This window comes from Candidatus Chromulinivoraceae bacterium (assembly GCA_035478595.1).
Classification (GTDB): Bacteria; Patescibacteriota; Saccharimonadia; order Saccharimonadales; family Saccharimonadaceae; genus CAMLKC01.
Genome location: DATIJL010000017.1, coordinates 1 through 24877, shown reverse-complemented (window position 1 = coordinate 24877; position 24877 = coordinate 1). Strand labels below are relative to the sequence as shown.

Annotated in this window: 26 protein-coding genes; 17 read left to right on the top strand and 9 right to left on the bottom strand. The window is 47.2% G+C overall.

The window, feature by feature from the left end:
• The first annotated feature begins 167 nt into the window (after positions 1-167).
• The 5 genes from VLG36_05665 (at position 168) to VLG36_05645 (ending at position 4262) form a co-directional block, all read left to right on the top strand.
• Positions 168-416, top strand: coding sequence for a hypothetical protein (locus VLG36_05665; protein ID HSW78259.1), 249 nt, complete (start codon positions 168-170; stop codon positions 414-416).
• 463 nt (positions 417-879) lie between these two features.
• A complete protein-coding gene (locus VLG36_05660; protein HSW78258.1) occupies positions 880-1380 on the top strand; it encodes a hypothetical protein in 501 nt (166 codons plus the stop codon).
• Between the two features lie 491 nt (positions 1381-1871).
• Positions 1872-2210: a hypothetical protein gene (locus VLG36_05655; protein ID HSW78257.1), complete on the top strand. Its 339-nt coding sequence runs from the start codon at positions 1872-1874 to the stop codon at positions 2208-2210.
• 166 nt (positions 2211-2376) lie between these two features.
• Entirely contained in the window at positions 2377-3300 is a 924-nt protein-coding gene (locus tag VLG36_05650) for a hypothetical protein (protein ID HSW78256.1), read from the top strand.
• A gap of 626 nt (positions 3301-3926) precedes the next feature.
• Positions 3927-4262 (top strand): hypothetical protein, encoded by a 336-nt coding sequence (locus tag VLG36_05645; GenBank protein ID HSW78255.1) that lies wholly within the window; start codon positions 3927-3929, stop codon positions 4260-4262.
• 188 nt (positions 4263-4450) lie between these two features.
• Here the strand turns inward: VLG36_05645 and VLG36_05640 are convergent, their stop codons facing one another.
• A complete protein-coding gene (locus VLG36_05640; GenBank protein HSW78254.1) occupies positions 4451-7786 on the bottom strand; it encodes an ATP-dependent DNA helicase in 3336 nt (1111 codons plus the stop codon).
• Positions 7787-7952: 166 nt separating this feature from the next.
• A complete protein-coding gene (locus tag VLG36_05635; GenBank protein HSW78253.1) occupies positions 7953-9143 on the bottom strand; it encodes a hypothetical protein in 1191 nt (396 codons plus the stop codon).
• Between the two features lie 175 nt (positions 9144-9318).
• Here VLG36_05635 and VLG36_05630 point away from each other — a divergent pair, with 175 nt between their 5' ends.
• A complete protein-coding gene (locus VLG36_05630) occupies positions 9319-9924 on the top strand; it encodes a hypothetical protein (protein ID HSW78252.1) in 606 nt (201 codons plus the stop codon).
• A gap of 149 nt (positions 9925-10073) precedes the next feature.
• The gene (locus tag VLG36_05625; GenBank protein ID HSW78251.1) at positions 10074-10562 is read left to right on the top strand and encodes a hypothetical protein; all 489 of its coding nucleotides are present in this window, start codon (positions 10074-10076) and stop codon (positions 10560-10562) included.
• On the opposite strand, the gene VLG36_05620 is transcribed toward VLG36_05625, so the two are convergent.
• Together VLG36_05620 and VLG36_05615 are read right to left on the bottom strand one after the other, a co-directional pair.
• Positions 10559-11857: a TRAM domain-containing protein gene (locus VLG36_05620; protein ID HSW78250.1), complete on the bottom strand. Its 1299-nt coding sequence runs from the start codon at positions 11855-11857 to the stop codon at positions 10559-10561. The two genes, VLG36_05625 and VLG36_05620, sit on opposite strands and share 4 nt — an antisense overlap.
• A gap of 21 nt (positions 11858-11878) precedes the next feature.
• Positions 11879-12502: a Pr6Pr family membrane protein gene (locus VLG36_05615; GenBank protein HSW78249.1), complete on the bottom strand. Its 624-nt coding sequence runs from the start codon at positions 12500-12502 to the stop codon at positions 11879-11881.
• A 98-nt stretch (positions 12503-12600) separates the two neighbouring features.
• Between VLG36_05615 and VLG36_05610 the strand changes: the two genes are divergently transcribed.
• Positions 12601-13167: a hypothetical protein gene (locus VLG36_05610; GenBank protein ID HSW78248.1), complete on the top strand. Its 567-nt coding sequence runs from the start codon at positions 12601-12603 to the stop codon at positions 13165-13167.
• Here VLG36_05610 and VLG36_05605 read toward each other — a convergent pair whose 3' ends face one another.
• Positions 13168-13482: a hypothetical protein gene (locus VLG36_05605; GenBank protein ID HSW78247.1), complete on the bottom strand. Its 315-nt coding sequence runs from the start codon at positions 13480-13482 to the stop codon at positions 13168-13170.
• Positions 13483-13562: 80 nt separating this feature from the next.
• Between VLG36_05605 and tatA the strand changes: the two genes are divergently transcribed.
• From tatA to VLG36_05585, 4 genes are all read left to right on the top strand, one after another.
• Complete coding sequence (gene tatA / locus VLG36_05600; protein HSW78246.1) at positions 13563-13739, top strand: twin-arginine translocase TatA/TatE family subunit; 177 nt, start codon at positions 13563-13565, stop codon at positions 13737-13739.
• 22 nt (positions 13740-13761) lie between these two features.
• Complete coding sequence (gene tatC / locus VLG36_05595; GenBank protein HSW78245.1) at positions 13762-14874, top strand: twin-arginine translocase subunit TatC; 1113 nt, start codon at positions 13762-13764, stop codon at positions 14872-14874.
• Positions 14875-14981: 107 nt separating this feature from the next.
• A complete protein-coding gene (locus VLG36_05590) occupies positions 14982-15131 on the top strand; it encodes a hypothetical protein (protein ID HSW78244.1) in 150 nt (49 codons plus the stop codon).
• Between the two features lie 155 nt (positions 15132-15286).
• Positions 15287-16699 (top strand): peptidoglycan recognition family protein, encoded by a 1413-nt coding sequence (locus tag VLG36_05585; GenBank protein HSW78243.1) that lies wholly within the window; start codon positions 15287-15289, stop codon positions 16697-16699.
• 174 nt (positions 16700-16873) lie between these two features.
• Here VLG36_05585 and VLG36_05580 read toward each other — a convergent pair whose 3' ends face one another.
• Both VLG36_05580 and VLG36_05575 read right to left on the bottom strand, forming a co-directional pair.
• Entirely contained in the window at positions 16874-17764 is an 891-nt protein-coding gene (locus VLG36_05580; GenBank protein ID HSW78242.1) for a hypothetical protein, read from the bottom strand.
• 10 nt (positions 17765-17774) lie between these two features.
• Complete coding sequence (locus VLG36_05575; GenBank protein ID HSW78241.1) at positions 17775-18869, bottom strand: type II secretion system protein; 1095 nt, start codon at positions 18867-18869, stop codon at positions 17775-17777.
• A 274-nt stretch (positions 18870-19143) separates the two neighbouring features.
• On the opposite strand from VLG36_05575, the gene VLG36_05570 reads away from it, so the two are divergent.
• Together VLG36_05570 and VLG36_05565 are read left to right on the top strand one after the other, a co-directional pair.
• Positions 19144-19413: a hypothetical protein gene (locus tag VLG36_05570; protein ID HSW78240.1), complete on the top strand. Its 270-nt coding sequence runs from the start codon at positions 19144-19146 to the stop codon at positions 19411-19413.
• A 204-nt stretch (positions 19414-19617) separates the two neighbouring features.
• Positions 19618-20961, top strand: a complete 1344-nt coding sequence (locus VLG36_05565) for a ferric reductase-like transmembrane domain-containing protein (protein ID HSW78239.1) — start codon at positions 19618-19620, stop codon at positions 20959-20961.
• Here the strand turns inward: VLG36_05565 and VLG36_05560 are convergent.
• Together VLG36_05560 and VLG36_05555 are read right to left on the bottom strand one after the other, a co-directional pair.
• Positions 20958-21683, bottom strand: coding sequence for an FAD:protein FMN transferase (locus VLG36_05560; GenBank protein HSW78238.1), 726 nt, complete (start codon positions 21681-21683; stop codon positions 20958-20960). The genes VLG36_05565 and VLG36_05560 overlap by 4 nt on opposite strands.
• A 1-nt stretch (position 21684) precedes the next feature.
• Positions 21685-22161, bottom strand: a complete 477-nt coding sequence (locus VLG36_05555) for an FMN-binding protein (GenBank protein ID HSW78237.1) — start codon at positions 22159-22161, stop codon at positions 21685-21687.
• A gap of 62 nt (positions 22162-22223) precedes the next feature.
• On the opposite strand from VLG36_05555, the gene VLG36_05550 reads away from it, so the two are divergent.
• The 3 genes from VLG36_05550 to VLG36_05540 all read left to right on the top strand — a co-directional run bounded on the left by VLG36_05550 (position 22224) and on the right by VLG36_05540 (position 24614).
• Positions 22224-22898, top strand: coding sequence for a response regulator transcription factor (locus tag VLG36_05550; GenBank protein HSW78236.1), 675 nt, complete (start codon positions 22224-22226; stop codon positions 22896-22898).
• Positions 22895-23887 (top strand): HAMP domain-containing sensor histidine kinase, encoded by a 993-nt coding sequence (locus VLG36_05545; GenBank protein HSW78235.1) that lies wholly within the window; start codon positions 22895-22897, stop codon positions 23885-23887. Before VLG36_05550 ends, VLG36_05545 begins: the two co-directional genes overlap by 4 nt.
• A 73-nt stretch (positions 23888-23960) precedes the next feature.
• Entirely contained in the window at positions 23961-24614 is a 654-nt protein-coding gene (locus tag VLG36_05540) for a Crp/Fnr family transcriptional regulator (GenBank protein HSW78234.1), read from the top strand.
• Positions 24615-24877: the final 263 nt, after the last annotated feature.

The window sequence follows — 24877 nt, the reverse complement described above, 5'->3', positions numbered from 1 at the left end:
GATATCCCCAGCGGAGTAGCCTTTACGAAGTAATATTCCAATCTCGGCACGCTCTACTTTGGTGAGGTGTTTGTAGCTGCTCATGCTCCACCAGAGTAGCAAAAGTGCTACGCACTTTCGCACTTCAGAGTTAAGTTTAGGACACAACGACCCGAAAGGCCCTTGCAATGAACCTGACGCAGAAGATCCAGGTCGCCCTGTCCGGTGCTGGTCTGTCCCTCGGCGACTTCACGCTGAGCTCCCCCGACGACGTCGGCGGAGTGACCGTGAAGTCGATGACCGACGACCCCGACCACGTCGCCTCCGCGCGAGACGCGCTGGAAGTGGCGCTGCCGTCGACGGAGTACATCGTGGCGTTCAACAGGTCGATCACCGACCCGGCCGTCTACGTGCGCACCCGCCCGGCAGGGTTCTAGGACTCTGATAGGCCCCGACCGAGACTCACAGAGCTCACGGTCGGGGCTGCTTCCATAATAAACGCCGATGCCCGATGAGGGCTATTTTTATTGTAATTTGGAGTTCATGTTTATTGCGGAGGGGAGGGATTCGAACCCCCGAATGCATGGGCCAAAAAACATGTAGTCGCGATTCGCTATGCAACCAACAGAAACCCTCTCGTAGAAAATTAACCCCAATCGGAGTCAGCTAACATACGCGTCGCGTCGAGTACATGAGGCCTCGAGTCGCTAAGCCTCCCCATCACTCCAAACGGCCGGCAGGAGCTTGTACTATACACTGATACTCGCACTTTCGGCAGCCATAGTATCCATCTCATGTATCTGAAGGTGCATAAAACACGGCGGTGTAGTGCAAAAACCAATGTGGGGATGGATCTGAACGCTTCCGCAAGTACCACGACAGTACCGTGAAGGGAATCTCATGAACCCCCAGCAGAATCCGGAGTTCCAGTTTAACACCGGGCTCTGGTACGACAGCCAGGCGACCCAGCACGTCACCGCTCGTCCGTTGGAGCCCCTGAGTGAATTCAACGTAGATCTCAACGCTACGATCTCGATCAAACGCGGCGACAGCGGCAGCGAGATCAAGAGTTACTGCGCCTTCAAGGACATCAAGGGTAAGCTGTACTTTGCGTACAGTCTCCCCAACATGCTTGTCACCATGGGGGGCTACGGCATGACGGTCATGGAAGCCCTATACGAAACCGGCATCAATATCGAGGTCGGGAAGGATGGTGTTGCGACCAACTTGTTCTACCGCGACCCGAGCGGATCGGACTGGGTTGGCAGGCGTGGGGAGTATTCGTGCTTACCCTACGCCTGCCGACGTCTCGGTCCTTTCTCTCTCATTATCCGTCTGTTCCCTTTTGCACTGATTTTATTTGTGTCTCTATCTTTTAGCTTCGACGCAGTCAATCGCTAATTCGACGAAGTTAATAAAAGACTGGATCGTAGCTACGACCATCTAATAAATACACTCGATAGCTTTATCGGACGCATCGACAAATATGAAACCGCTTACTGCTCGAGACAATTAGTTTGAGAAACTCCTCATGTGGGCGAGAAAAATATCTGAAAAAACTGGTATTCCTCTCGAGAACTTGTAATAAGCTAACAATATTAAAATACGCACGAAAAACGTGCGTATTTTAATTCTATAATTTCACCCTCCATATGATATTTTTAGTTGTATGGTCCGTGCTATCGAGAAGAGCAACGGAACAGGAGGTTTAGCAATTGCCTGGAGACACGAATTAATCATGTAGCCAGGGAACTGCCGAGGGGAGTTGCTGCGCCAGCTTACGCCGTCGCATTCCCCTCGGAGCTCTCTGTACAGTGTAGGCCTGAGGGCCTAAGGGTTGTTCACCGACCCGCGGTACCCGCGATCACGTACTCCGTGTTCACGTTGGCGTTGTGCCACTCCGTGATGCACACGTGTACCATGACCGTCTGGCCGCGGAGGTTCGTGGCCGTGAGGGTGACTTCCTTCGGGTCGAACGGGTTACACCCGTCGATCTCCGGGAAGACCCAGTTGTCGCTGAGGACATGGATGTTCGTGAGTCCGTCGGCCTCGGCGGCACTGACGGCCGCCTGTGTGTGCGCGAAGGAGGACACGAGTGCGTTGAAGCACAAGAGCACGACGAGGTACGTCGCGATCTTGCCGATGATGGCCATGCATCCGACGTTGTCGGAGCTGCTCGCGCTGGACATACTGCCCCCTCATGGGTTGGTGGTTGTGGCCCTGCTGTATAACAGAAAGCATGCTTGCGAATCTCTCGAAGCTTGATTATTATAACACAAAAATAATATTTATGCAATACTTTTGACAATGAAAGGAGGAACGTCTATGCGTAAGGCTTGTGCTGCATTCCAGCATGCGATACAATAACGATAATAAACATAACCATCGGGGTATTTTATGCCAGCACGCTTGCCTATTCCAGGATCTGACGATAACCAGTGGGGGGTTATCCTTAACGGATTCTTGTCGGTTGCCCATGCGAGCGATGGGACGATTCTCCAGGGTAGCATAGCCGCTGCTGGCGGAGAGATGACGAGCAATAAGGGTCAAGCTAATGGTTATGCGCCGCTTAACAGCTCAACGCAAGTTTCAACAACTTATTTACCGATAGGAACTGCTAGTAGCACGGTTGCAGCAGGAAATGACAGTCGTTTCGCTGGATCCGCAGCCGGTACCTCAAATGCATCCCTTTCGGCAACCGACCCTACGACCACCAATAGCCGTACGCCATCCGGAGCAGTGGTCGGTGGTGATCTGAGCGGCACGTATCCCGGGCCTACTGTTGCAAAAGTAAATGGGGTGGCCGTCAGCGGAACAGCTTCCGCTGGTAAGGTTCTGACTGCATCTAGCGGTAGCGCAGCGTCATGGCAATTGCCAGCATCTGGTGCGGTTTCACGTCAAATTGATATCAGGCTGAGTGGAGCGGCTTCCGTACAAATAGCTACTATTGGCGTTTGGACACCCACGTATCTGACTAACACAGATACTGCTAACTTTGTTGGCTGGGTTAATGTTTCGGACACTACGCAGAATGATGCAATCACGTTCGATTTTGCGTGCAATGCAGGCACCCACACTTTGGAGTTTTTCCATCTGCCATTTCAAAACCGTGGCATTTATACTTTGCAAATAGATGGCAGTACGATCGGTACAGTCGATGGCTATGCCTCAAGTCTTAATCCTACACGCGCCGTACTGACTGGTATAAGTATTAGTACGACTGGGCAGCATACCTTGAGCATCGTTATGGCGAGCAAAAATGCTTCAGCAACTGGTTATATGGGTATGATAGATCGTGCCGTACTGACCCAAACGGCATAGGGATAGGAGCTAATCCTCTTTCTGTTCGGGTGTATAGGTCAAAGATTGGTTTATGACTGGCCTAAGGAATTGAGAACATTCAGAAATTTTCTCGTAGCCTCTCCCCTGCTTAATCCTGTTGCAGCGGGCTCACTGAGAGAGCCAAAGTATGTTATTGAAACAAAATAACGCACTTCTTGTATAGTTAGCCAAACACCATGGCTAAAAAGATACCAGGGAGTTCTACTGACGCTGCACTGCGTAATTGACGCTTGAGCGATGAGTTGTTTATGGGTATTAAGCAGGGTAACCTTGCCGCCGCTAATGAGAATCGTACCATGTTGTGCTAAGGGCTTCATGCCAAAGCGACCACCTCCTATCTGTACTTCAGTGCCAGCATAACTGTCCTGCTGAGCTGTTATTTTGTTGAGATTCTGTCTTCATAGTCTGTTCCATGTCTCTATATAACGTTAAGCTCTGTAAATTATCAAGATATCATAGCCAAAGAAAATACGGAGGTCTACGTCTTGTAGGCCTATCTGAGGCACATCGATTGACCACAGTACAACATAGTGTTATTGTCAAGTTAGCTGAGCAATCCCGCTCGTGCAAACATAGCGGTATGAGTACGACGAGGAGACTCTCTTATGACCGACCGCAGGATTGTTATCCAGAAAGCGGGCGACGGGTGCAGCATCATTCTGCACTTCAACTTTGCAGTAGAGGCCAACGTCTATGATGTTAGCTTCCTGCCCCCGCTACAGGAGGAGGGAGGAGACTGGGATAGTCTCAGTAAAGAGGCACAGCGCATTGTTCGAGCACTGACAGGTATTGATGGCGTTTCTTGCGTCGTCATCTTCGACAGCAGCAAGGTGCGTGTCGAGAAGGTTCGCCGTCGCGTCTTCAACACCGGCACCCTCGCGGAGGTCATCAAGACGACCCTCGGGGTGCTGTTCGAGGACGCGAAGGTCCTCGTGATCTAGCCAGCCCTGCAAGTACAGCAAGTCGCCCGTCGGTTTTGATGGTGAAGGCCCTGCTGCACTTGCAGGGCTTTTATCATTTATAGGCTATAGTTGCGGGAATGGCTGTGTCTATAAATCCTTGGTTTTATAGTACCTTAGTATGCGATCGCAAACTTGTCTAGAAGACTTCCTACGTGTGTGTTTTGTAACTATAAGATGCCATCTATTAGATCTTGTTCGAACGCAAGAATACCTTTGTAGCTTGGTTCGTAGTTTTCAGTTACTGGCAGATCAAGTGCAATGATGTGTCGCCATACGGCCGCAAGAAGCCTAGTGAACGATTCAAGTTCATCTTTCGTAAACTCTGCCTCAAGATGAATGATGTCACCGCTCATCGTCGGCTCTACAAACTGAAGTACGCCCTTTTTGAATGTGTATTTGCTAAAATCACGCGAGTTTGAAGTAAGTAGCTGGTAGAACATAAGCTGCTGGCGATACTTATGAAGTTTAATTTTTTCGTAATCTGTTTTACCGTTCCAATCGCGAGCAGCCTTTCCGGTCTTGTAGTCGGTAACGATGATCGAACGGTCTTCTTCGTCTACATCGACAAGATCGAGAGAACCCGTTAATCTAACCTGGCCGATTTGGACACCTTGTCCAGCAAAACTCAGCTCGGTCTTTTGTGTGGGTACAAAAGACGATTGTTTTTCGGTTAAAAATGTAGAGAGCGCATCACTTCCCTTTTGGAGGTATGTTGCAAGCTCCAACTCATTCATGTGCGTAGCGCGCAAACTTTCTTCAAAATCGTGAAGGATATCTTCCAATGGTCGCGCTTTCCCAGTCGCAGAAACATGTGCATGTGCGCGCTGCAGGCTGGCATGGATAGCTGACCCGTAGCTTGCGCTTGGGCTCATAGTCTGCGGAAAACGGAGAATATTGTTTAGCAAAAAGCTCTGCGGTCCACCGCGCGTAATATCAAGAAAGTTATTAATATGAGTGCTACTGAGCTTGTAGGTCTCAAGATGCGGTGCGAGCAACTCTTTCATGTTGGCATGGAGTGGACGAACGAGGGGTTGATACCAGGCAAGTTCGGCTGCCTTTATGAGCGTGTCGAGGGTAGTTGGTTGATTGTCAACGATTGGTTTCCAGATACCATCATGTAAAAAGCTTGCTCGTAGCGTGCCCTTCCCGCTGTCGTCGGTCAGGCTGTAGCTAATGGTGAGATGATTTTTTGCACGAGTCATTGCCACGAAGAATAGTCGTAGGCGTTCGTCAAATGTATCACCGGACGGCGTAAGAGGAAGGTTTTCAGGATAGCTAATAAGTCGTGATCGGGTGCGAACACGTTCACCCCATGCTGAGTCTATTGCGCCTACGATATAGACTGCATTAAACTCCAGACCTTTCGATTTGTGAGCGGTCATAAGGTTCACTGCGGTTTGAATACGTTCGCTTTTTGGTCGTACGCTCGTAATGGAGCTGCCGAGCTGACGATGAAGGCGGATAAACTCGAGAAATGACTGCAAGGTTGGCGGGTCGTTAGGCTGATACTCACGCAGTTTTGTACGAATCGTCCTGAGGGCTTCTAGGTATAGGAGATAGGCATCTGGCGATGTCTTGAGCTTATCTTGAGAAAAGAAATACTGAAAAAGCGGCGAAATAAATTCGGGAGTATTCTCTTCTTTTTTCGTTTCATCATCACTATCATCGTATGTCGAATCACTCTCCTCACGCTCAGATGGTAGACCAATAATATGGTCGAGCATAATTTCGAGCGGCTCGTGAGTCAACAATTGAGCCTGCGAGATAAGCCAGGTATGAAGTGGAACAAAAAGCGGTGTCGAGGCCATAACTTCCATCCATTTTTGGTGGTTATTACGAGCATTGAGGCTCAGCCTCCATATATCGATTGGCATAAACCCGAATGCAGGATGAGCTAATAATTTGGGCATTTGCGCGTCGGCGTCTTCATGCCTCTTTTCAAATAGTGTGACGAGTATTTGAGCGATGTGTTCTACAAGTTGAATAATTTCGAGGTCGAGTACGTTATCTCGTCGCTCGTAATTTACGTTAATGCCAGCTTTTGCGAAATATGGCAGCAACGCTTCGAGTTCGTGATGGCGCCTTGCGATAACAGCTATGTCGCAAGGATCGGTGCCTGATTGTATGGCCTGTGAGATCGCATCGACCACCCAGAGCCGTTCGTCGCTATTAGTCGTAAGCTCGACCAGTCTGACGGACGTATTGGCCTGGTGATGAGGTACGAGGGTTTTATTGAGATCGTCGATGTGGTTTTCAAGTCGGTCAGTACCAAGCGTTATGACTTCGCGGGCATGTGATAGTACCGCGTCGGTCGAACGATAGTTGTCGACGAGTGTTATGAGCTTCGTCTCTACGTATAATTCACGAAAACCGTTAATATTTCCGACGTCGGCACCTTGAAAACTGTAAATAGCTTGGTCGTCATCTCCTACAACTAGAATATTAGGACGATCTGCGTTAGCCTCGTTGCTTGTCAGGTTACGCAAAATACGCATCTGTGCCATGTTTGTGTCCTGAAACTCGTCAACCATAATGTACTGAAAACGTTCTTGGAGATTAAATCGGAGTTCCGGAAACACTTCCATGGCGTGAACGACGCGTAAAATCATGTCGTCAAAATCGAATTGCTGAAGCTCCTGCATACGCAGGAGGTATTGGTAATATATGTAGCTGACGGCGCGCAGTTTTGTTTGGCGGTCGCGTGCCCTAAATGCAAAATCGCCTTTTTCGTTCTTTTTGAGCCATATATTGCGCCAGGCGGTAATGGCTTTGGTCGAGTTCTCTGCCTCGGCAACTTCGATTGCTGTTTGTAGACTATCTGCAACAATACGGGCGAGTGAAACAAAACCAGGTAGCGGTAGTTTTTCGTTAGATTCGCGAATGGTAGGGAGAATAGCGCGTAGCTGCGAAGCGGTGATCTTACCTATGCGCCCTGCGAAAATAGTCTGTAGCAGTGGTTCAATCTCGTCCATGACTTTGTCGTTTGCATCAAGCAAAACAAGCAGTTCATCACTCGTAAGGCCGCTCTTTTTAAGCTCCGAGATCGCCGTTACGGCATCACGTAAATGGGTGTACTCACCGTTCATCTTGCCAGCGAGCGGGTTATTGTAATCGAGGCCATCAAAAATGGCGTTCATGAGTTCGTAACAGCTAAGCTCGTCAGCTGGTTTAAACGAGGCACCCCTATAAAAGAATTCGTTGTTATGATTTATGACTTCTGTTCCAAAACTGTGGAAGGTGTGGATTGCTATTTTGTAAGCATCCCTACCAATGATCTGCGAGAGTCGCTCTCGCATTGCTGCGGCACCACTTTCGGTAAATGTCAAACACAAAATATTCTCTGGCAAGGTATCGGTTTTTTTCAGAATATTTGCTGCGCGCATACTGAGTAGTTCGGTTTTACCTGTGCCTGGGCCAGCAATAACCATGACAGGCCCATCGATGATATCGACGGCTTCTCTCTGTTTTTCGTTCAATTTACGGTAACGTGTAGAAAAATCCATTACCTTCCATTGTAGCGCAAAAAACCGAGACAGATTGGCTTATCTTACTAGGCAAAAAAGGAATGGGTTCATCCAACCTCCAAGATCGTTTTTATATGAGGACACGACCGGCTGTGTTAAGTTCTATAGAGCACTAGTGGTGCGGGCTATTACCTTTTTGGACATATCATTGCCGCAACTGTATCTGTAAATTGAGTAGCCGACCAACTCCATCTGCAAGAAAATCTTGTGGCGTGAAACCACCTGTACCTTGTTGAGTGCCCGTTCCATTTCGTTTAGCGTCAAGTTGTGGCTGGAACGCACGAAGGTTTTCACGCCCTAGAATTGGCGGTTTTGGAAAAGCTTCAGGAATTTTAGACGACGCAACTTTTATGTGCGTCAACTTAAATTGTACAAATTGTTCAATGATAGCATCAACAAGTTTGCGCTCGTCTGTTTCGAGGGGCAACGTGCCACTATCTAGAAGGGACTGAAGAGTTACTGGCTGCGCCTTGGCTTCGATGTGCGCTTGCAAATCCTCTTGCGCCCAGCGGGAGAAATATTGCAGGTTGTGACGTAAGTATTCAGTTTGCGTAAAACCTGGTGTATGCAATAGCATCTCAAATAACTGAGGTGTAGGCATAAATGCACCACTTGCATTCCTAACGTTGTCAGGATACGGAACTAGGAAGCGACGAAAGTATGCATAGCTATCTGGGGGTAATCGTTCAAATGCGGTCATGTATGAGGTAAATTGTTCAAGGGCCTTGAGAGTAGATTTGAGTTTAGTATGTTTATCTGTCATTGCTGGATGATCTAGGATGGTGCGTAGCAGCTCATATGAACGACGAATATGTTGTTCTGCCAAGTAGTGTCCTACATAGAAATCGCGCTCAACACGTCCGGTTTTGCCGTTGCTGAACGTACGAATGTCTCCACCGGATCGTAAAAAGGCGGTAACATTGACATCAACTATTAACTCGTAGGTTAATCGATAGGGTAAATGATGGCGTGCGCTAAGGTACGTTAACAGTTCAAGAAGCAATGGAGGTGCAACCTGGTATGCAACTTCTTTTGTAGGCAAATATGCGCCCAGTAACATAAGCATGTCAAGATGAGCGACGGCGGCTTCTTCATTGTTTTTAAGTGTACGCAGTCGCTTTTGTTCAGCTTCTAACACGACTACTTGCCGTTTTGCCAATTCTTCTATAGAAAGAATGTCGTCATTCCATTCCTTTATATCTCGTGGCAATTCATTGATTACATACTGAGAGAGTACGGTCCTCGAAGGCGCGATAGGAGACCCCCGTCCAAGTATTTCGGATGTAGGAGCATCTTGAAATAAGTAAGACTGCATTTCAGAAAGTTTATCGAGCATATTATATCCCCTGCTTCCGTCTAAATCGCTAAAAGCGACTGAATAATTCGTTAACTATTTAACTACACGGTCATTATTTGATGCAAGTTCTTTCAAATAGATGACAGCAATAACTCTCTAATGATTTTTATTGAAAATACTTGGCGAGTCTCTCACTTAAATTTATACTTGTGCTATGGAACTTACTAAAATCGCCGGTTTTATTTCAACAGCCGTTGCTGCATACTGCATTATTCCGTATGTGCTAGCGATTCTAAACGGAAAGACAAAACCACATCAGCTGAGCTGGCTTGTTTCCGCCATTATGAATGGCATAGCCTTTCTTTCGCAGTACCTGTCAGGCGGTCGCCTATCAACTCTCGTTTCTCTGATCTTTTTTGCCGGCAGTTTTATCATTCTACTTCTGTCGCTAAAATACGGCGTACGCAACACATCAAAATGGGACAAATTGCTTTTCGGATTTGCACTGCTGACGATCGCGATTTGGTTTACTACGCACAGCAATGATATAGCAATCTGGCTTACTCTTTTAATCGACATTTTCGGTACAAGTATGGTTGCTTTAAAGGTAAAGTCCGAGCCACACTCAGAAGACCCATTTCCTTGGACGTTGGCGGCCGTTGCGTATATCTTTTCCTTACTTTCGCTTGCTGGCCAGCCGCTCGGGATTTTATATGTCAGGCCAATCTATGGGCTGATCTGTAACTTGACACTTGCGATGTGTATCTATTATTTCAAACACAAAAATCAAATTAGCCTCACTGATGTAGAACCGGTATAGATCCAATTGTTGTGCGCCTATATTGCTTTACATGTCTAAAGTTTTTCGACGACTTCTCGAAGCCCAGGCTTTTCCACGTGCTACACGATTGATGCTCGCCCCGTGTCACGTCAGTGGACTTGACGATGTCGTGTTACAATGGAGCTATTATGCGAGAAGAGATCTATGATGATATAGCGCTCGAAAAGGTCTGTAAAGAGCGGTTCGGCGTCGATGCTGAAATATCACAAGTTATTGTGCGTGGCGTAGATGTTAGTCGCAGTGCTTCGGCAACGGTATTTTTAACCAAGAAGAAACAGCTGTTTGTCTACGTTCACGGACACTCTCGCCTGCTTTTAAGTGATGTCAAAAAGATGGTTGCCCGCATGGGTTTAAAGGCGGAAGTTTATTTTCCGCCCAAGGGCCAGCCAAACTATTTCGATGCAATCGGTCGCGACAAGTTTCGTGAGGTTTTTCCAGGGCGCGGTCACATTAGTGATGAAGATATTATCTTCTACCGTACGCTTGCTCCATATAACCCTGCGCTCGTGCTTATTGGTGAAGTCAAAAATGGTGAGATCTATCGCTATGATAGCGATGCAAAAAGCGATTGGCGCATTGCTGCCAAGTTCGCCTACCGCCGAATAAAAACAAGCTAGCTTTTTCGGTCGAGTACGATCAAATGCTCGATGTGAGGTGTGCGTGGGAAGAAGTTGTAACCACGATGTGCACGTATGCCATAGCGTACTGCTAGGCGAGCTACATCTCGAGCTTGTGTCACAGGGTTACAACTTAGATATATGATTCTCTCTGGTGCTTCTTCGAGTAAAGTGTCGATAACATCCTCATGGAGGCCGGCACGTGGCGGGTCAACAATAACACATGCATCGCCGGTAATATAGTCGAGCGCCTTTTCACTTGGTGCAAGTATGGCGGTGGCCGAGTCATCTCGATCGAGACTATGAATGTTTTGTTCCATTTCACGAACGGCGTGCTCGTTGCTTTCAATAAGCGTAATCTGCGGACCGCCGATAGTGAGGCCTATGGTTCCCACGCCGCTATAAAGGTCGACAGTCGGCTTACCAGGTTCTATCCATTCCTTCATATCTCGCAGAGCCCGTTCATATACAGGTAGATTAATCTGAAAGAATCCCTCAGCTGCATAGGTAAATGGAATATCAAGAATCGTATCACGAAGTACGATGTCGCCCCATGACTGAAGTCGTCTTGTTATAACACTTGCTGGACTTTTAGGGTTACTGAAGATAAGTTCAAAGCCCTGTATCCCTAATTGTGTTAATTCCGTCTCAGAGAGTGGCAAAAAGTCTTTTTCTTTAACGTATAACTGGGCGACCACCCCGCCTTCTCGGTTGCTGCGAATAATGACAGTCTTTAAGTCGCGACCTTCAGTTTGTCGTTCGCGGAGCACATGGCGAAGCTTGTGCGCAGCATCGGTAATTGCTGATGTGGCGAGACTCGTCCCCTCCACAGGTATCTTGCCGTGTGTTCCTCGCCTAAAAAAAGCAAGGTCAAGTTGTTCTGATTCAGTGTCCCACCACCAGCTGAATTCGATCTTGTTTCGATAGCCGTATTGGTTGCCATCTGTATAAACATCGATTGGCTCGGGTACGACGATGTCGTGTAGCTCAAAGGCTTCTTCAATGAGCGCTGCTTTATAGCGCTGTTCGGCCTCAAAAGACATGATCTGCCAGGGGCTGGTAGAAAGATAACTTTCGGGGTCTTTGGGATCAATGCGTTCGACGCTCGGTTCACTTACTGAGGTGACAATACCTTCGACAAAATGTGATTTCTTTTTCGTGACATCGATAGTTACGGTTTCACCAGGTAGGCCGCCCCATACAAAAGCCTTCTTGCCGTCATCAAGTTGACCAAGTGCCTGACCACCACCGACGATTTTTTCGAGTCGGAGAGTTTGAGATTGGATTTTTTTCATATCACCTTAGTATACGGCATTTTACAGAGTACGTGAATGACGGCGTTTTTTAGTCCTCAGTGTCAGCAGTCCAATAAGTCCAATAGTTCCGACTGCGATAGAAAGACTCATGCCTATGACATTTGGCCAGCCGTTCGTTATGGGGTTAATAAATGGATATGGATACCATGCTGTTATGGCTCCACGGACAAGACTGTAAACAAGGTATAATGCTGGAAATGCCACCCATGCAAGTGACTTTTGAAATGTAACAGGTGTTTTAGGCGGGAAAATAAGCCAATCGAGCAGAATAACCACAGGAATAAGGTAGTGTAAGACAAAGTTAACAACTGGGATGGTCGTCTGAAGTGCTACCTCGTTGCCAGATAAGAACATCATATAAATGATGCCGGTCATTGTCATGTAAAGAGTAATGGCACCTCGTATGTAGGCGATATTTTTATCTTCACGCTTCATGAGCGCGTACACACCCATTGCGATAAGCAGACAGGCTGCTAAGATATTACTTTCTATTGTGAAGAAACTAAAGAAGTTACCAATGTCACGACCATAGTGGATACTGCTTATAAGCTGCGTACATACTGCGATAACGGTAATTACACCAAGAGTGATGCGGGCGGTGGCAAGGCTTTTTTCTTTATTCATAAGCATATTGTAGCGCTACTTGCATTTTTGGTACAGGTACGCTTAATTATAGTAAATGAGACGTTATATTCGTCTTTTTAGAAAGAAAGTTTCGTTATATGAGTACCGAACATAATCCTTCGCATTCCCGTCCCCTTGTAATGGACATAATTTCTGGGAAAGACATTCGTATTAAGGGGCTAAAAATAGCAGAGTTACAGGGTTCGATTGAACCTGAACAGCTTGCACGTGATGCTCGCAAACTAGCCGAGGCCGCGCTAGCGAGCATGCGGACAGATGAGATGTTGGCCTATGTAGCAGCGACGATTATATCTGAAATTGCGGCAAATGCTATTAAATACGGTGGCATGCTTACTGAGCTAGACATAGTACGCTTGCCTAGTGTCAAGAAAAAGAAACGCCGCTCGGCAAGGCCTGAAACTGTTTATACGATTGCGGTGAATCCTGCAGTGGAGTCAGCCCCTGTCGAAACACCCGGGACTATTCATCGAGGAGAGTTAGCGGCCGACGAGCCGAATGATGAGGCTGAACACGGTCGCGGGCTTTTAATGGTAGACGCGTATACAAACCACAACTGGGGTCAAAAGCAGGCTGATGGCGAAATAATTACCTATGCGGTTATTACGACACGAACAATCGCGATGGATGATCTTAACGCGGCGTAATTAAGCGCGTGATTTTCGACGTGCTTTGACGATAATACCGATACCAATGCCAAGAAGCGCGAGAGATGCAATAATTGCCATAACATTGGTTGGCTCTAGTAACTTTGCGAAACCTGTATTTGGTGCGCCGACGGCAGCAGAAGTACAGTTAGAGGTTGAGTAGTTCCCTGCCCCGTAAGATCCACACGAGTAGGTCGCTGCAGCATAGCTATTTGCCGCGGGCACTGTAGCGCCAATAATTACGCCGCAAGCAGCCGCAGCCAGTGCGAATCGTTGCCATTTTTGTATAAATTGTTTGATCTTATATATTTGCATTGTTACTACCGCTTGTATTTATGGATAATATTGCTTATATTTAAAGTGTAACAAATTCGAAAAGAATTGGAAGGACAAAAATGGGTAAGGTAGAGGGACTCTTAATACTATTAGCGATTATTTTGATTTTATTTGGGGCTAAAAAGCTTCCAGAACTCGCTCGTGGCGTCGGTGAATCAGTGCGCGAACTAAAGCGTGGTCTAAATAGTAGCGAAGACACAGTCGCATCTAAAAAAGATGCAGCTGAAGAAAAGTAACTAAAAGCGTAGTATTTTCTTCATGAGGGGGCAAGCACAAACGACAGCACGTCAGCAGCCCACGATGATGGTTCATCATATTAGAGAGATTCAACTGCGGCTCCTTTCCGTGGTTGCTGTTCTAATTGTTGGAATGGTTGTGGGCTACTTTTTCTACGAACCACTGTTCGAGTTTATCAAGGCGCCTCTTAGCGGTCCTCTTCACTATATGTCGCCCGCCGGCAGTTTTACTTTCATCCTTCAAATTTGTCTTATGGTGGGGATTGTCCTTTCCCTGCCTGTTGCTGTTTATAACAGTATTATGTTTATACAGCCTGCTTTGTCGCAGCGTTTATCGCGACGACGCATATACGCAACAACGATTACCTCACTTATCTTGGTGGTGGCCGGAGCAGCGTTCGGCTTTTTATTGATTATTCCGCTAGCTCTCAAGTTCTTTAGCGGTTTTCAGATTAATGGACTTGAAGCAATCATCTCTGCCGATGAATATTTGCGTTTTGTAGTGAGCGTTATCATTACCTTCGTACTTATTTTTCAGTTGCCGCTTCTTATGAGTCTGGCTGATCATATCACTCCCATTCCTCCTAAAAAAATGCTTAAATTTGAAAAGTACATCGTACTCGGTAGCATCTTCGTTGCCATAGTTGTGCCGTTTGCCAATGATTTAACGATACAAACACTTATCGCAAGCCCAATCATTATTCTGTATAACGTTTCAATTGTGGTGGTACTTATCCAACATGCATTTCGTGCTAAACAGACACGTAAACTTGCAAGACAAGAAGCGAAAGTTAGAAGAACCGCATCTCAGCCAAAACAAGTTATTCATCCTCCTGAGGTTAAGAGGCAGCCCGTTGCTATGCCTGTAGCGGCCATAACGCCCGTTCCCGCGCCTATGCGTCGGACGGTGGATGGAATGCGACCTGTACGCCGATCTATGCCCGTAGGCGCTTCTCAACAACGTCTAGCGCAATCTAATGTTGGTGCTAAGCCATCTCATGCTGGATTTCAGTCGATGCAACGTGCAGAACGCAGACTTATTACTGACATGAGAGCGAGTGTTCCTTCGTCCCGGTCTCGCTTAACACCGCCACAGCGTGCTACTACATTCGTATCACGTCAAATTGTTGATTAAACCCTTGCATAAGCGTTTTAGCTTTGTTTTAATAGATATAGAAGGTTATAAAAAAGCAAAAAGATATGATAAAGAATAATCAAGTCGCTCAACTTATGAGCAAAGAAATGGACCGAAAAGAATTTCTAAAGTACGGTGGTGGTGTCCTCCTCGCTGTTATCGGTGTTACGGGTCTTCTTAACACCATTTTTCGGCTTAGCAACAGTCAGTCTGAAGGTGGTCGTAGCGGATACGGCTCTAGCTCATACGGCCGATAAGCTAGTTCTTGTTTTGCTTTCTGTTTTTTAACCATAAGTTGTTACTTTTAAAAACAACCGATAAGATAGCCTGGGATGCTATCTTTTTGGTTGCAATGACGGTGAGTGATTACGAATTTATTTGTAACTTTTGTTAGTCCAGTATCGTATACTTTATGTGGGCTTCAACCCGACGGACGCCCAACCGTCTGCACTTAACAGAAAAGAAGGAAGTGGTCGACATGCGACGAAAAGTCGCAGCGATGTTCATCGCGACCCTCATGGGTCTCGGGCTCATCACCATGCCTGCAGCGGCAGCGCAACCGCGCACCGCGGCAACGTGGAGTGCGGAGTGCCCGTCGACGGTGCGCTGCGTCGTCGTTCCGGCGGCGTACAACGACAACAACGGCGACGTTACCGACTACGGTAACTACGATCTCGCCAACCGTCCGACCACCATGGCGATCAATTCGATCGTCATTCACGACACGGAAGGGTCCCTGCAGTCGGCAATCGCCCACTTCCAGGATTCAACCGCGTACGTGAGTGTCCAGTACATCGTGGATAAGGACGGCACTGTCTATCAGATGGTGCCGAACAAGGACATGACCTGGCACAGTGGTAACTGGTGGTACAACATGCATAGCATCGGCATCGAGCATGTTGGCTTTGCTGCCGACAGTAGTTCGTACACGCCCGCCATGTACTGGGCGAGCGCACAGCTCGTCAAGTATCTGACCGCCAAGTACAACATTCCGCGTGACCGTGGCCACATCATCGGTCATGACAACGTTCCGGGCACAAGCGCAGTGAGCATCATCGCTCAACACGTCGATCCCGGGCCGTTCTGGAACTGGCAGCTCTACATGGCTCTGATCGGTGCACCGGTCTTGCCGCACAGTGACTTCGCCAGCGGTATGGTCACAGTCGCACCGGTTTGGCCGTTCAGCAAGCAGGTCGTCACCGGCTGCACAGCCGGCAGTTCGTCGTGCGTTCCGCAAGGACTGCAACCGACGAACTTCGTCTACCTACACACATCACCCGATGTCAACGCGCCGCTCGTCTCCGACCCCGTCCTTGGACAGGGTAGTACCGAGATCGCGAACAACGCTGCGCGCCTGTTCTACGGGCAGACGTTCGCGACCATCGAGCCTCCCAAGCTCGATGGTCGCGGCGTGTGGTATCACGTCTGGGAAAACGGCCAATCGGGCTGGTTCTACAGCCCGTGGAACGCGCCGGCCGCATTCCCGGCAATGGGTCAGACAGTGACGCCGAAGCCTGGCCTAACGAGCATCCCCGTCTACGGACGGCCGATTCCCGAAAGGTCGGAGTATCCGGCAAGCTTGATTGCTGTCCCGCCTGCGTCGTGGTACATTCCCGCGCAGGTAGCACTACCCTATGCGATCAGTGCGGGACAGCGGTATCCGGTGATCGATTCCAACGTTCCGACCGACCACTTCTACGCCTGGGCGAGTGACTCGTCTTTCCCGTATGACCACACGGACTTCACGGGAGCAACGAAGTACATCGAAATCTCTCTCGGAGGCCGTCAGGGCTTCGTGAAGGTGTCGGATGTGAGTATCCAGTAAGGTTGAAGTTCACCGGATACTCTACGCGCCTTGTTGGCGCGTAGAGTATCCGGACTCTTCATTTAGAAATTATCAGCTTCCATCACATATCGGAAGTAGAGTAAGCGGGTTCTCGCTCATCTGACGTAGGTGAGCATGGAATTAACTAGCGCGATAGCACTTCCAGGGGTATTTTTATTGGAGGTTGTGTGTTAAGAAATCGCCATATTTTGGATTTGTGATGGCTGCTTGGACATCTGGTGTTAGTGAATACTTACCATTTGATGTTGCGTTAGTCCCATCTCCAACGTTACCGACGTATTCCCAGTTTCCATCTATTGACGCGAATAAGAGAACGGGATGTGTGTGCGTGTTGATGAGCGCAATGGTCGTCATTGATTTATTACCAGAAGTAATAGTGCTAGAGATAGCTTTTGTAAATGCGTCAACCTGGTGAACCTTCTTGTAGAGATCGAGAAGCTTGTTTATAGTTGCATACTCTTTATCAATATCTGTTTTGTCTGCGCAAGCTAGGATATAGAAAGGTGGCGTGCTCATAGGTGCACTCGTAAGTTGACATGTTGCGCCGAGGTCTGTGTAGGTTGTGACAGTGGGCTGAGTTGGGCCAGTGGTTGCTCCGGCAATGTCTACCTTTTGGTACCCGTGGTCTTGCATGAATGTCGTTGATTGCGCAAGGATGTCTTGCGGGTCGGTGGCACCAGCCTTGGATGTGGGCGTAAAGAGCGCGTAGTGGCTCGTCGTTATATTAACGGCAAAGGATTGTCCATCCGCCTGATAGTCAACGTTAGATGTAGAGGCGGTATCCTGTTGAGCTCGGTAGCTGGAAGTGAGCGTGCGAATGGCATCTGGTGCCATATACGAACTAACAACAGATGCGGCGGTTTGGGCATTTTGGGTGGTCGATTGTGAATTATTGATATTTTGTGAAGTGTTTCCGTTCAAGTTTTTAATATTTTTTAGTAAGAGTGCAACTCCAAGTCCAATTGCAATGACGGCAATAGCGCTCACTACAATGAGGATAATTCTTCGGGCTAGCTGAGTTCGTTTTTGGTGATCGTTATTCATCGCTAAGGCCTTATTGGTGATAAACCAAGATAGAATTATATGATTCAGGAGAATAGGCTGAGGTTGTGTATGGGGTTGTGCATTGGTACTTACCCCAATATGAGACGTTATGGTTGACAGTGTCGACGTTCTGCCATGAGTCAAGGAAGCCGAATGGGTGTGGTCCGAATTGTCCACCAGTCCAGGCTTGAGTTCGGAATGTGCCATTGAGAAGAGACGTACCAGACGGACAAGAAGAAGAGTAGTTAACTGTTGCATTAACATTTGAGCTAAATGTTGCTGGACTTAGGTATGTTGGTGCTACAGGCGTTGAGATCGATCGCACCGTTGTCGCGGTATTGCTAATTGGAGAGCTGGCACTCGTGTTGGTTCCGTCATAACACTCTGCCTGGGCCTCGAAGCCGTATTGGTAGCCTTGACTTGCTGCTACGGTGTATGTCAACTGAGTTGGTGACCATGCGCTCCAACTTGACCACGTACCTGGTGAACCTGTGTTCGATGAATAGTATTGGATCTGATATTGTGGCGTTCCAACAGCGCAAGTGACAGTACCTGTTGTTCCTACGGCGTTGTTGCCTGACATCCCTGCGGTCATAACAGGAGCGGATGGTGCGCTTACCGGTGTGGCCGCTGCGGCATGTTGACCACTTACCGTAATAATACTGCCAGTGCTCTCCTGACGGTACTCGAGTTTATAGGTTGCACATGCACTACCTGTGGAACAGGCAGTGCTTCCATCACCTCCTGCGTAGGCAAATACGTCAGATCCACCGATACCGGCCGTCAGATCTGCGCAGGTGGTGATGGAATTGGTTGTGCTACTTGGAGCGGTAGGCGTAACGAGGATAGACTGGTCAAGGCTCAGTAAGGTACTCACCTGACTTCCGCTTTGAGTCATATTGGCGCAGCTCGGGTATTCACCGTGTTTTGCGTAGTATTTCTCTAGTGCCCCTGATATGACATTAGCGCGCGAGTCACGTGCGGAATCTCGCTGGTTAACTTGAACTTTTGTGTACGTAAAAATAGTAATTGCCGACAAAATAGCAATGATAACAACAACAATTGCAAGTTCAATAAGCGTAAAACCGTCTGTATTTCTTTTCATTGTTATTTTTACTGTACTATGGTGCTTATGCTTCGTCAATGAACGAATGGGGCGGCTATCCACTCATAGCAAGTAAAGACTTTTCAATGAGTCCCTATCTAGCTATGGACTCATTGAACTTATGTGATCTAATAAATAAAATAAACTCGAGAGGAGTATTTACTCGCCTAGACACATTGACAAAGGTAGTTTTTTGCGATTAACTAAAAAAGTTTTTCGGCCTCCTGTTCCGCAACCCGCTGGCACAAGTCAATCTGATTGAATGGAGAATGAAATGGCTGTGAAGTATTTCGCTAACATCGATGGAGTGAAGAACGGTACCGTCGGTCGCCAGCTTCAGCCGCTGCTGACGAACGAGTTCGAGGACTATCGACCTCAGGTGCAGCCCGGCGAGCATCTCTACATGCTGCTCACGGGTATACTCGAATCGATCATGGTCCTCGTGGATAGCAAGAGCGAGTACGACCATTTCTATGGTCAGTACCGCTCTGGAGCCTACGTTACACATAGTCTCTATGCCCTTCCGGCGACCGCCGTTCGCTAGTAGCTTCACCCTACGCCCCGCAACACCAAGACAATGCTCCCGCCTGTAACCTAAGGTTCCGGACTCGGTAGAAGCCTGTCGCGGAGAGCGGGGCATTGTCATGTTCTGAAGCATTAAGGGTTTGCCTTCTGTCGGCCATTGAATTATCCAATGTGTCTGCCGTTGCTTACTCACTAGAGAGATCTTTTAGCAAAATCTTAAGCTGTGTCTGACATACTAAAGGCAATGCAACCAGCAACAACCTATCGTCAGTCCATGCGAACCGGCTTTTATGTAGCGGTGATTGCTAGTCTTTTTATCCTCTTTTTAGGCTGGTGGTTCGGCAGTATGACATCAATTCTTAGCGCAAATGACCGGGTTATGGCTATCGGACGTCTTTTCGGTTTGCTGGCTGGTTGGAGCGTGGTAGTAGAGATTATTCTGATGAGCCGCGTACCATTCATTGAGCGTGCCTTCGATCTTCAGGAGATTTCAGATCTCCATCGTCTAAATGGCTATACATTACTCGTCTCCATTTCAGGACATTTCGCCTATCAACTTATAGGCTATGCTGAGACGGCACATATCTCGTGGTGGTCGCAGTTTTTAGCTTTTAGCAGCAGCCAATATGAAGATGTGCTGTGGGCCACTTTAGGCACGATTATATTCTTTGGGGTGGGTGCGATTTCTATTCATATGATTCGCACTAAAATGCGGTATGAGATTTGGTATCTTGTGCACCTGACTATTTATTTTGGTATCTACCTCACCTTCCTGCATCAAATTAAATTAGGTGGCGATTTTATTGCCAACTTTTGGTTTGCATCTTATTGGTACATGCTGTATATTTTAGCCTTTGTTGTATGGGCGTGGTATCGAGTTGTTCGTCAATTTGTCTTGTTCGTACGACATCGCTTCAAAGTACTGTCGATTGAGAAAACGGCTACCAATACGTATTCGGTCGTACTAACAGGTAAAAACCTACGTGAGTTTGACTACGAGGCCGGTCAGTACGCTACGTGGCGCTTTATGACACCAAGTCTATGGTATGAAGCCCATCCCTTCTCTTTTTCATCTTCTCCCGGTATGGAGGTGCTGCGGTTTACTATCAAAGCAAGCCTAGATTATAGAGAGCGTCTGATGAAACTTAAGGTTGGCTCGTACGTTATAGTGGACGGACCCCGTGGTAACTTTACTGCCGATCGCGCTGCTGAAACATCCAACACTGTACTTATCGCAGGCGGAATTGGCATTACGCCGTTCCTCTCTAACATTCGTCAGCTGCTTCATGATGGTAAGAATGTTTTGCTTTTATATGCTGTTCGCACACCGGAGGATGTTGCATTTAGCGATGAGCTGCGTCAACTACAAGCGTACGGCCTTAAGATCAATTTTTTTGTTGATAGTGTCGGCCAGCGAATCACTTATGATGCTTTGAGTCGCGTGGCGTATGAAGATACGACCATTTATATTTGTGGTCCTGACGGTATGTCAAAAGCGTTGGTTAAAAACCTCAAACAACTTGGGGTATCCTCTGAAAACATTGTTACCGAGCGGTTTGCCTACTAGGTATTAGAAAAGTTTTGGCTTGCTAAAACCAATCCGTGCACATCAATCAAAAGTGCCTCGTAACCTTCTCGGTGGTTTATAAAATCGATCGCTTTATCGGCTTCCATAGCCACGCAGGTAGTCGCAAACACATCGGCGGTGACAATATCCTTACCGTACACTGTTGCACTGATGATAGAATTTGTAGGTTGTTTTGTGTGTGGATTAAGAATGTGATTACCGCGCTCATACGTACCCGACGTTGCGATGACACCGTTCTTAAGACCGATTGTACCAAGTGATGCCTGACGATTAAAAGGATCTTGCAGGGTGATATTCCAAGTTTTCTCACCTGTGCTGGCAGCTAGAATATCTCCAGCTGCATTAATTAAATACGTATGAACGCCGTGCTGTTCGAGGACATTACCTGCTTCACGGATTGACCAGCCTTTTACGTAACCCGTCGGATCGAAGCTACCGTCGTAGTAGGCGGAAAAATATCCAGCTGTTTTATTTTCAAAGTCCTTACAAGCTTGCTTAATGTATCTTACCTCACTGCTCAATTGTTCGTCGTGCAGTTCTCCCCTTCTATATTTACTAACTTCGCTCTCGGATTTGTAGGTACTAAAAACCTGATCTATTTCACGTAGTCGTGTAAAAATAGCCTCAAAAAGAGACGCGTCAGTAGTGTCGGGTGTATCAATGATTATGGGAATTCCCATAATGTGGTCAACTCGTCGCATGTTACGCCTTTGCTTGATCGAGAGCAGCCTGGAGTGATTGCGTGTAGGACTGTGTGGTGTAAGATGCTCCGGAAACGCCGTCAATTTGGGCATTTTGGTTAGAGATAACTTGCTGATTAAGTTGTGGGATTGCGTAGTTATTGATTTGCTCAGAGTGGCCGCTGTCGCTATTTACCACAGGCGTAGTGACATTGGTGATTTTACCGCCGCTAACGGTAATAGCAACCTGGATATCTTCGTACATATTTGTGGCAGTAGAGCCTGTGTAGCTACCGTCTTTATACGTAGCACTTGCCGTGGTGGTTGTCGGCGTTGTGGTCGTGCTCGATGAGCTAGATTGACTTGTCGAGGGGGTCGTTTGGGTCGTGGTTGAAGCTGTGGCCGATGTGGTGGTTTTTTTGCCACCAGCAGGTACTTCGTAGGCGGCTACGATACCAAGAAGAGTGACGATAACGAGTATAGCAATTGTCTTTCTCATACCTCTATAGTACGGAACCGTTCTTAAAGATTCGTTAAGGATGACTGGTGTATACTTGCACTATGCGAATACTCGTTGTCGAAGACTCCGTAACTATTGCCAGCGCTATTAAAGAAGGCCTTGAACAAGAAGGCTATGCTGTTGATGTCGAGCATGACGGCGAAAGTGGCTTTCGAACGGCTCTCTATGAACCGTATGATGTGATTGTCCTAGATGTAATGTTGCCTGCAAAGGACGGCATTGCGGTATGTCGAGAGCTACGCGAAAACAAAGTCACTGTCCCTATTTTGATGCTAACCGCGAAAACGCAAAATGGTGATATCGTGACAGGCCTTGACGCTGGTGCGGATGATTATTTGGGTAAACCTTTTTCTTTTGATGTATTATTGGCGCGACTTCGCGCGTTATTGCGTCGTCCTAAAGAAGCGCTGCAGGATACGCTTAGTATTGCGGATATGGAGCTCGACACGGCGAGTCGTACAGTTACGCGCGCCGGTAAAGCGATAGACCTTTCTCGGAAGGAATATGCAATTTTGGAGTATCTTATGCGAAATCCGGAACGTGCCTGTAGCAAAGAAGAGATTATGCAGCACGTATGGGACTTTGATGCTGATATCTTGCCAAATACGCTTGAAGTTTTTATTACGTACCTGCGCGCAAAAGTAGATAAGCCGTTTAACAAGTCTCTCATTCATACGGTTCGCGGTTTTGGTTATAAGATAAGTGAGGCTGTATGAACCTACGTGCGTTTATAAAATCCCCTACTTTTCGGCTGAGCGCTTCGTACTTGGCTATCATTATGGTCATGAGTATTGCTTTTAGCGCTGTTTTTTATAGCACGTCAGTCCGTGAGCTTGAAAAACGACCAAACCCGGATACGTACTCGGAAGTTTATTTACACGACCCAGATCATGAAATAAATGAATGGCTTCGACAACAAGCTGAGAACACAAAAGCAGGCCTGGTGATGAATCTCGCGTTGCTTAATATTTTTGCATTATTTGTAGGCAGCGGTATCAGCTACCTCTTGGCTCGTAAGACGCTTAAACCTATTGAGAGTGCTATGAAGATACAAGAACGATTTATTGCCGATGCGTCCCATGAACTTCGTACGCCATTAACGAGTCTCCTGCTTACAAATGAGGTGACGCTTCGTAAGAAGCAACTGACCGTAACCGATGCTCGCAGAAGCATCGAACAGAACGTACGTGATCTTAATCAACTCAAGCAGTTGAGTGATGACCTGTTAGATCTCGCAGCTAGTGAAACAGTCGGAAAGAAGAAAGAAACAGATTTGTACAAAATCGTTCTGGCTGCGAGCGATCAAATCAAACCACTTGCCGATGAACATCATATTGTACTTCATAACGATGTTGAGATAGTCTCAGTTGTAAGTAACGAACAAAAACTTATCAAACTTGTTGTTATTCTGCTTGATAATGCAATAAAATACAGCGAATCTTATAAGGGTATTTATCTTTCCTCTGAAGTGACGGAAAAACATGCGATCCTTCATATTAAAGATGAGGGTTACGGTATGACTAAAGATGATATGGAACACATGTTTGATAGGTTTTACCGGGCTGATAGATCACGATCCCAGGCGTCTGGTCACGGGTTAGGACTCGCCATTGCCGTTAAAATTATCGGCGAGCTTGGCGGCACACTGAGTGCAAAAAGCACGCTCGGAAAAGGTTCCGTTTTTAGTATTTTGCTTCCTAAATAGTCACCGCTTATCTAGTGCTGCAAAGCAATTAGACGACACTACGCTCGTATAGTACAATGAGCGTAAGACGGAAATGATGGACAAAGAGGTTAAAAAGACAATTCAAGATTTTTACGAAGCCTTTCCGCTTAAGCGGCTCGAGAAAGGTGAAGTTTTAATTCGTCCCGACGAAACGCTCAAGAATATTTTTTACATTGTCGAGGGCACCGTTACGCAGTATGATATTTCATCTGCTGGCAATGAGGTTGTGGTTAATGTTTTTAAACCAGGTGCATTCTTCCCGATGTCTATGGCGATCAATAAGACGCCAAACTACTATTTTTTTGAAGCCTCAACGTCTGCGGCGGTGCGCATAGCACCTGCTCGAAAAGCGGTCTCATTTATAAAGGATAATCCTGATGTGATGTTTGACCTTTTATCTCGCGTCTATAGCGGTACTGACGGCCTATTGCGACGCATGGCGCATCTTATGGGCGGCAGCGCTCGGACTCGCCTCATCTTTGAGATACTCAATGCCGCTTATCGCTTCGGCGAACGAGACGCCGAGGGCAATACTGTCGTTCCTCTCACTGAAAATGACCTAGCTAAACGCTCTGGTCTCTCTCGTGAGACAATTAGCCGGACGATGCATAAGCTTAAGAGCGATGGTTTTGTGAAAGTACAGCCCTTTGGCATTGTGCTAGTTGAGTCCGCCCGTTTAGAAGACCTATTGGGCAGCGATCTTTAGCGTTATAGATCTTGAAGTCGGAGCCTGCTGTCTTAAAAGCGTTTCTTAGGATGGTTTTCTATAAAAAACGGCTATTTGTGTGTCGCTGTTTTCCTGACATGCTCATGTATTTAGTTTGCAGGGGTCGGGCTCCTAAACATATAGGACACTAATATCCAGTGTAGCATTCTCGTAGCCTGGAATGCCTTGGAGGTATTCCACGGGCGTCAGCATGCGGAGCATGCTGTGCGGCCGGTAGAAATTGTAATCCAGACAATCTTCAA

Excerpts from the sequence above, each read along its gene's own strand:
- VLG36_05665 (HSW78259.1), top strand. The coding sequence starts at position 168 with ATGAACCTGACGCAGAAGATCCAGGTCGCCCTGTCCGGTGCTGGTCTG.
- tatA (HSW78246.1), top strand. The coding sequence starts at position 13,563 with ATGGGTAAGGTAGAGGGACTCTTAATACTATTAGCGATTATTTTGATT.
- VLG36_05650 (HSW78256.1), top strand. The coding sequence starts at position 2,377 with ATGCCAGCACGCTTGCCTATTCCAGGATCTGACGATAACCAGTGGGGG.
- VLG36_05590 (HSW78244.1), top strand. The coding sequence starts at position 14,982 with ATGGACCGAAAAGAATTTCTAAAGTACGGTGGTGGTGTCCTCCTCGCT.
- VLG36_05585 (HSW78243.1), top strand. The coding sequence starts at position 15,287 with ATGTGGGCTTCAACCCGACGGACGCCCAACCGTCTGCACTTAACAGAA.
- VLG36_05660 (HSW78258.1), top strand. The coding sequence starts at position 880 with ATGAACCCCCAGCAGAATCCGGAGTTCCAGTTTAACACCGGGCTCTGG.
- VLG36_05610 (HSW78248.1), top strand. The coding sequence starts at position 12,601 with ATGAGTACCGAACATAATCCTTCGCATTCCCGTCCCCTTGTAATGGAC.
- VLG36_05630 (HSW78252.1), top strand. The coding sequence starts at position 9,319 with ATGGAACTTACTAAAATCGCCGGTTTTATTTCAACAGCCGTTGCTGCA.
- VLG36_05560 (HSW78238.1), bottom strand. The coding sequence starts at position 21,683 with ATGCGACGAGTTGACCACATTATGGGAATTCCCATAATCATTGATACA.
- VLG36_05615 (HSW78249.1), bottom strand. The coding sequence starts at position 12,502 with ATGAATAAAGAAAAAAGCCTTGCCACCGCCCGCATCACTCTTGGTGTA.
- VLG36_05555 (HSW78237.1), bottom strand. The coding sequence starts at position 22,161 with ATGAGAAAGACAATTGCTATACTCGTTATCGTCACTCTTCTTGGTATC.
- VLG36_05605 (HSW78247.1), bottom strand. The coding sequence starts at position 13,482 with ATGCAAATATATAAGATCAAACAATTTATACAAAAATGGCAACGATTC.
- VLG36_05635 (HSW78253.1), bottom strand. The coding sequence starts at position 9,143 with ATGCTCGATAAACTTTCTGAAATGCAGTCTTACTTATTTCAAGATGCT.
- VLG36_05570 (HSW78240.1), top strand. The coding sequence starts at position 19,144 with ATGGCTGTGAAGTATTTCGCTAACATCGATGGAGTGAAGAACGGTACC.
- VLG36_05580 (HSW78242.1), bottom strand. The coding sequence starts at position 17,764 with ATGAATAACGATCACCAAAAACGAACTCAGCTAGCCCGAAGAATTATC.
- VLG36_05540 (HSW78234.1), top strand. The coding sequence starts at position 23,961 with ATGATGGACAAAGAGGTTAAAAAGACAATTCAAGATTTTTACGAAGCC.
- VLG36_05625 (HSW78251.1), top strand. The coding sequence starts at position 10,074 with ATGCGAGAAGAGATCTATGATGATATAGCGCTCGAAAAGGTCTGTAAA.
- VLG36_05620 (HSW78250.1), bottom strand. The coding sequence starts at position 11,857 with ATGAAAAAAATCCAATCTCAAACTCTCCGACTCGAAAAAATCGTCGGT.
- VLG36_05575 (HSW78241.1), bottom strand. The coding sequence starts at position 18,869 with ATGAAAAGAAATACAGACGGTTTTACGCTTATTGAACTTGCAATTGTT.
- VLG36_05550 (HSW78236.1), top strand. The coding sequence starts at position 22,224 with ATGCGAATACTCGTTGTCGAAGACTCCGTAACTATTGCCAGCGCTATT.
- tatC (HSW78245.1), top strand. The coding sequence starts at position 13,762 with ATGAGGGGGCAAGCACAAACGACAGCACGTCAGCAGCCCACGATGATG.
- VLG36_05640 (HSW78254.1), bottom strand. The coding sequence starts at position 7,786 with ATGGATTTTTCTACACGTTACCGTAAATTGAACGAAAAACAGAGAGAA.
- VLG36_05545 (HSW78235.1), top strand. The coding sequence starts at position 22,895 with ATGAACCTACGTGCGTTTATAAAATCCCCTACTTTTCGGCTGAGCGCT.
- VLG36_05645 (HSW78255.1), top strand. The coding sequence starts at position 3,927 with ATGACCGACCGCAGGATTGTTATCCAGAAAGCGGGCGACGGGTGCAGC.